This window comes from Roseateles sp. (assembly GCF_036486225.1).
Lineage (GTDB): Bacteria > Pseudomonadota > Gammaproteobacteria > Burkholderiales > Burkholderiaceae_C > Roseateles.
In genome coordinates this window covers 1-6,427 of sequence record NZ_DASVNZ010000281.1, presented here as the reverse complement: position 1 = coordinate 6,427, position 6,427 = coordinate 1, and the positions used below count along the sequence as shown (strand labels likewise).

The window sequence follows — 6,427 nt, the reverse complement described above, 5'->3', positions numbered from 1 at the left end:
AGCCAGATGCGTTTCACCGTCGTCGACGACGACGGCGAGCACGACATGTACGACCAGCCGCTACCGGTGAACACGGAGGCCCTGCGCGCGCCGTACTACTTCCTGCTGAACCTGGCGGTCGGCGGCAACTTCACCGACGCGGCGAACCCCTCGCAGGTGACGGCGCCGCTGCCGGGCACGATGTACGTGGACTACGTCCGCGTGTACGAGCTCGACGGCAAGGGCGAGGTGAAGCTGGGCAACCAGACCGTGCCGGAAGCGGCGGGCAAGTTCGGCGTGTTCACGGACAACACGGCGATCACCAACAAGCTGCAGGCCGGCAGCACGTCGGACATCTTCCTGTGGAACGGTGCATCGACCGGTGCGGGCAACATCCAGCCGGCCGAGGGCACCAACGTCATCGCGTGGAGCTACAACACGCCGGGGCAGTGGTTCGGCGGCGGCATCCAGGCGCGTCAGCTGCGTGACCTGACGAACTATCGCAACGGGAACCTGAAGTTCAAGATCAAGATCCCGGCGAACGTGTCGTTCAACATCGGCATCGGCGATACCTACACCAACCAGAACTGGGTCAACTTCCCGGCGAACACGACGGCCTTCGGCCTGGTGCGCAACGGCGAGTGGGCGACGGCGACGGTGCCGATCTCGACGCTGATCGGACCGAAGGTCGCGCTGCAGTCGATCGCGGACATCTTCATGTTCTCGGGCGACAACACCAAGCTGCCGACGCAGGCCTTCCAGTTCGCGATCGACGACGTGTACTGGGACACGGGCACGACGACGCCGACCGATCCGAACCCGCCCACCACGCCGACCACGCCGGATGGCATCAGCCAGCCGACGGCGACCTCGGTGAAGTTCTCGCAGGCGACGGGCACCTGGGCCGACGTGCACTACACGATCAACGGCGGCGGTCAGCTGAACGTGCGCATGCTCAAGGAGGGCAGCGGCAATGCGTTCACGGTGTCAGGTCTGAAGAAGGGCGACGTCGTGCGCTTCAGCTTCACGTACTGGGACCCGGCGCGCAACGGTGCGTACGACACGGCCCAGCAGAGCTACACGCTGAAGTAAGCGCTTGAACAGGCGCGCCCCGGAACCCTCCGGGGCACGCCCTTCGACAGAGGTCCTGTCGCAAAGCCGCCTTCGGGCGGCTTTGTCATTGGGCCTCGGACGAAAGAAAATTTTCCGGGCGCTGTAACCTCTGGGGCGGCGGCCACGAATAGAAGGGTGCGGAACGCGCAGGAGCGCTCCGTTTCATCAACCTGAACCTTCTTTCGGAGTGCCCCCATGATCAGCAAGACCCAATCCGCCGCAATGGCCGCTGCCGCCGCCATGTTCGCCCTGTCCGTCCAGGCGGCGCCCGCGCCCCAGGGCAGCAGCGGCCTGGCCGTGGCCGCCAGCGACAAGGTGCATTGCTACGGCGTGCACGAGTGCAAGGGCAACGCGGACTGCAAGACCACGGAAAACGCCTGCAAGGGCCAGAACGAGTGCAAGGGCCACAGCTTCAAGGGCATGAGCGCGGCGTCGTGCCTGAGCGCCGGCGGCACGATCGGCGACCTGTCCGCGAAGAAGTGATCCCGTGAGGCCCGGCACCGCATCGCGCGTCGCGCAGCCGAGCCCGGGCTTCGGCCTGGGGCTGCGCAGCACGCACTATCGAGACTTCCTCGATCGGCCCCAGGCGGTCGACTGGCTGGAAGTGATCTCGGAGAACTACCTCGTGCCCGGCGGCAAGCCGCTGGCGATGCTGGACGGCATCCGCGCGAAGTATCCGATGGTGATGCATGGCGTCTCGATGAACCTGGGCGCCGTGGCCGGTCTGGATGCCGACTATCTGCGGCAGCTGGCGGCGCTGGCCCGTCGCGTCGAGCCGCTCTGGGTCTCCGATCACCTGTGCTGGACGGGCGTCCACGGCCGCAACCTGCACGACCTGCTGCCCTTGCCCTACACGGACGAGGCCCTGCGGGTGGTGGTGCGCAACATCGGTCAGGCGCAGGACGCGCTCGGCCGCCGGCTGGTGGTGGAGAACGTCTCCAGCTATCTCGACTACGCGGACTCCAGCCTCACCGAGGCGCAGTTCGTGGCCGAGGTCGCGCGACGTGCCGACTGCCTGTTGCTGGTCGATGTGAACAACATCCATGTGAGCGCCGTGAACCACGGCTTCGATGCGCTCGCCTACCTCGACGCCTTGCCCGCCGGGCGCGTGCAGCAGATCCACGTCGCCGGCCACAGCGACCACGGCGACCATCTGATCGACACGCACGACCAGCCGGTGGCCGAGCCGGTCTGGCAGCTGTATGCCGAGGCGCTCCGACGATTCGGTCCGGTGGCGACGATGATCGAACGGGACGACCACATTCCACCGCTCTCGGAACTGCTGGCGGAACTCGATCAGGCCCGCGTGATCACCGCGACCCTCTGGCCCGGTGACGCCGCGAGGAAGGCCGCATGAACGCCGTCGAGCCACTCCTTCAGTCCCTTCAACTCCTGGACCTGCAGCAGTCGCTGCAGGCCTACCTGATCGGGCAACCGAGTCTGATCGACACCCAGCTGCGCCGTGGCCCCGGTATCGCCGGGGAGCGACGCCTGTCCATCTACCACCATGCCTATCGAGCGCGCCTGCACGAGACGCTGGCGGACAGCTATGGGCACACGCGGCGATACCTCGGCGGCGACTGGTTCGAGCGCGAGGCGCTGGCGTTCGTCGAGGTCCACGGCTCGCAGCATTTCAGTCTGCGCTGGTACGGCGCGGACTTCGCCCGTTGGCTGTCGCAGCGATGGCCGGACGATGGCGAGATCGCCGAACTGGCCGCATTGGACTGGTCGTTGCGAAGCGCCTTTGACGCCGCCGACGCGCCAACGCTGACGATGACCGACCTGGCATCGCTGGCGCCCGAGGATTGGGCCGAGCTGCGACTCCGGCTGCCGCCCAGCTACGCGCGCCTGAAGCAGTCCTCCAACACGCTGGCGCTGTGGCAGGCGCTCGATGGCGACGAGACGCCGCCGACTGCGCAGCGGCTGACGGCGCCGCTGGACCTGCTGATCTGGCGGCGCGGCCATTCGCCGCATTTCAGAAGCCTGGGCCCGCTCGAGGCGCAGGCGCTGGACGCGCTGGCCGCGGGCCGCACCTTCGCCGAGACGTGTGCGGACCTGGCCGAAACGTCATCCGGTCTGAATGTCGTCGCCGAGCTGGGCACGCTGCTCCGGCGCTGGGTGGACGAGGAGCTCCTCGTCCGCTGAGCCGTGTCGGCTCATTTCACGACCAGCTGGCCGACCATCCCCGCTTCGAAGTGCCCCGGCAGGAGGCAGGCGAACTGGAATTCGCCGGCCTTGGTGAACTGCCAGACGATCTCGCCGCTCGTGCCGGGTTTGACGTGAGCCATGTTCGCGTCGGCGTGCTCCATGCCGGGGAACTTCCGCATCAGCGCCGCATGCTCGGCCAGGGCCTGGCTGGTGCCGAGGACCATCTCGTGCAACACCTGGCCCCCGTTGCGGATCACGAACCGGACGGTCTCGCCGCGTTTGACGGCGAGATTCGCCGGCGTGAAGCGCATGGTGTCGGCCATGTCGACCTGGATGGTGCGCGTGACCTTCTTCGGATCGCCCTCCTGGCCGATGTCGGTGACCTCGACCTGGGCGGGATCGAACTTGCGCGGCGTGGCGTGGTCTTCGTTGCCATGGGCGAAAGCGGCGGGGGCGGCGGCGATCAACGCGGCCAGCGTCAACAGATGCGATGTCTTCAAGAGGCTCTCCTTCGGAGACCGTGAGGGTCTCGGGACTGGGTGTTCGTGCGGGATCCGGGCTCGTCCATGCCAGGGTGACGAGCTGGCGAGGATGCTGAACCTTGCCCCTGTGGCAAGGTCAAGTGGGATGTGAGCCGGACCTTGACCGCAGGTGTCAGGTGGAGCGCCCTCTCTGCCCAGGGCCGTTGGGGCCTCAGGGTTAGCCCGCGATTCTTCCGTCGGAGGTAAAGGTCGCAACGTCTGGTTGATTGATCGCGTCGGGTACCGCTTTGACACTCCGCCCGCATACCGCCACCCATGGCGGACCTGGAGACAAGCATGACCCTGACTCGACGCCAGTTGATGAGTGCCGCCGCCGGCACTGCCGCAGCCGTCTGGCTGCCCACCGCGCACGCTCAAGCGAGCGCGCTGAAGATCTCCCACCAGTTCCCCAGCGGCACGCTGACCGAAGGCGACTTCCGCGACCGGCTGTGCCGCCGCTTCGCCGCCGAGGTGGAGAAGCGCTCGGGCGGTGCGCTCAAGGCGGCGGTCTATCCGGGCTCGTCGCTGATGAAGACCAACGCCCAGTTCTCGGCCATGCGCAAGGGCGCGCTAGACATGAGCCTGGTGCCGCTGTCCTACGCCGGCGGCGAGGTGGCCGAGACCAATGCCGGTCTGATGCCGGCGCTGGTGCCCAGCTACGAGCAGGGCGCGGCCTGGAAGACCGCGGAGGTTGGCAAGCTGCTGTCCAAGGTGCTGGACGACAAGGGCGTGATGATCGTCAGCTGGGTCTGGCAGGCGGGCGGCGTGGCCAGCCGCGCGCGGCCGCTGGTGACGCCGGACGATGCCAAGGGCCTGAAGGTGCGCGGCGGCAGCCGCGAGATGGACATGATGCTGAAGCAGGCCGGCGCGTCGGTCATCACGCTGCCGTCCAACGAGATCTATGCGGCGATGCAGACCGGCGCGATGGACGCGGCGATGACCTCGTCGACCAGCTTCATCTCCTTCAAGCTGGAGGAGATTGCCAAGCACCTGACCTCGGGCCGCGAGCGTACCTACTGGTTCATGCTGGAGCCGCTGATGATCTCCAAGGAGGTCTTCAACAAGCTGCCGAAGGCGCAGCAGGACATCGTGATGGGCGTGGGGGCGGAGATGGAGGTCTTCGCCCGCGATGCGGCGAAGGCGGATGACAAGGCGGCTGCGGCGATCTATGCGAAGGCCGGCGCCAAGGTCTACGACATGGACGAGGCGACGCTGAAGAAGTGGCAGGCCATCGCGCGCGACACCGCGTGGAAGGACTTCTCCGAGAAGAACGAGTCCTGCGCGGCGATCCTCAAGGCCGCCCAGAAGTTGCTGTGAGATCGCGATGAGCCACGGCTTTGAACTGAAGCCGGCGGTCGCCGGCATCGACCCCGACACGCCGGCGGTGCTGCTGCCGCTCGCGCGGCTGCTGCACCTCATCAATCAGGGCGTGGTGGTGCTGGGCATGCTGGCGCTGCTGGTGGCGTCGTGCGTGCTGACGTACAGCGTGGTCTCGCGCTACGTGATGAAGGCGTCCACGGACTGGCAGGACGAGGCGGCGGTCTTCTGCCTGGTCGGCGCGACCTTCCTCTGCGGCGCCTTCGTCCAATCCTTGCGCGGACACGTGGGCATCGAGGCCATGGCCGGGCTGCTGCCGCGGTCGGTCAACCGCCTGCGCCTGGCGCTGGTGGACCTGCTGTGCACGGCCTTCTGCGCCTTCTTCGCCTGGAAGTCCTGGACGCTGTTCCACGAGGCCTGGGTCGAGGGTCAGACGACCTCGTCGTCCTGGGCGCCGCCGCTGTGGATTCCCTACGGCCTGATGGCGTTGGGCATGACGCTGCTGAGCCTGCAACTGCTGGTTCAACTGACCGCGCGCATCAACGGGCTCTTCAAGAAAAACAACTCGGCAAATCAATCGGGAGTGGGCGCATGAGCATGCTCGTCCTCGGCTCACTGTTTGGCATCGTCACGCTGCTGTTCATGTTCTCGGGCGCGCCGATCGCGTTCGCGCTCGGCAGCGTCGCGGTGCTGTTCATGGCCCTCTTCATGCCGGCGTCCGCGCTGGACACGGTCACGCAGAACGTCTACGAGGAGATGGCCAGCATCACGCTGCTCTCCATTCCGCTCTTCATCCTGAAGGGGGCGGCGATCGGCAAGTCCCGGGCGGGGCAGGACCTGTACGCGGCGATGCACGTCTGGATGGGGCGCATCCCCGGCGGACTCGGCATCGCCAACGTCTTCGCCTGCGCGCTGTTCGCGGCCATGGCCGGCTCCAGCCCGGCGACGTGCTCGGCCATCGGCAGCGCCGGCATCCCGGAGATGCGCAAGCGTGGCTACTCGCCCGGTTTCGCGGCCGGCATCATCGCGGCCGGCGGGACCTTGGGCATCCTGCTGCCGCCGTCGATCACGATGATCCTGTACGCGGTGGCGGCGGAGCAGTCGCTGGGTCGCTTGTTCCTGGCGGGCATCGCGCCGGGCGTGCTGCTGGTGGTGCTGTTCGCCGTCTATGCGGCGCTGCGCTACCGCAAGGAGTACGCGCTGGCCGAGGCCGAATTCAATCGCACCGGCGCGGCCTCAGCGCTGCTGTCGAAGGAGACCTTCACCACGCGTCAGAAGTTCGAGATGCTGCCGCGGGTGGTGCCCTTCGTGCTGCTGCTGATCGGCGTCATGGTGGCGCTGTACGGCGG

General features: G+C 67.2%; 7 protein-coding genes and 1 pseudogene. 7 read left to right on the top strand and 1 reads right to left on the bottom strand.

The genetic code is table 11. The features are described from left to right. The 4 genes and pseudogenes from VF536_RS18505 to VF536_RS18490 all read left to right on the top strand — a co-directional run. Positions 1-1,071, top strand: a pseudogene (locus VF536_RS18505) (glycoside hydrolase family 16 protein); the annotation flags it as partial. Positions 1,072-1,287: 216 nt separating this feature from the next. After that, the gene (locus VF536_RS18500) at positions 1,288-1,575 is read left to right on the top strand and encodes a hypothetical protein (protein ID WP_331616331.1); all 288 of its coding nucleotides are present in this window, start codon (positions 1,288-1,290) and stop codon (positions 1,573-1,575) included. 4 nt (positions 1,576-1,579) lie between these two features. Next, positions 1,580-2,449 (top strand): DUF692 domain-containing protein, encoded by an 870-nt coding sequence (locus tag VF536_RS18495; RefSeq protein ID WP_331616330.1) that lies wholly within the window; start codon positions 1,580-1,582, stop codon positions 2,447-2,449. Beyond that, complete coding sequence (locus VF536_RS18490; RefSeq protein WP_331616329.1) at positions 2,446-3,237, top strand: DNA-binding domain-containing protein; 792 nt, start codon at positions 2,446-2,448, stop codon at positions 3,235-3,237. The genes VF536_RS18495 and VF536_RS18490 overlap by 4 nt, the downstream gene beginning before the upstream one ends. Before the next feature lie 11 nt (positions 3,238-3,248). On the opposite strand, the gene VF536_RS18485 is transcribed toward VF536_RS18490, so the two are convergent. After that, a complete protein-coding gene (locus tag VF536_RS18485; protein ID WP_331616328.1) occupies positions 3,249-3,740 on the bottom strand; it encodes a cupredoxin family protein in 492 nt (163 codons plus the stop codon). Between the two features lie 318 nt (positions 3,741-4,058). Between VF536_RS18485 and dctP the strand changes: the two genes are divergently transcribed. The 3 genes from dctP to VF536_RS18470 form a co-directional block, all read left to right on the top strand. Next, positions 4,059-5,078 (top strand): TRAP transporter substrate-binding protein DctP, encoded by a 1,020-nt coding sequence (dctP, locus tag VF536_RS18480; RefSeq protein ID WP_331616327.1) that lies wholly within the window; start codon positions 4,059-4,061, stop codon positions 5,076-5,078. 7 nt (positions 5,079-5,085) lie between these two features. Further along, positions 5,086-5,673: a TRAP transporter small permease gene (locus tag VF536_RS18475; protein WP_331616326.1), complete on the top strand. Its 588-nt coding sequence runs from the start codon at positions 5,086-5,088 to the stop codon at positions 5,671-5,673. Continuing rightward, positions 5,670-6,427, top strand: a 758-nt coding sequence (locus VF536_RS18470) for a TRAP transporter large permease subunit (protein ID WP_331616325.1), incomplete at its 3' end; no start/stop codon positions are given. The genes VF536_RS18475 and VF536_RS18470, both read left to right, overlap by 4 nt.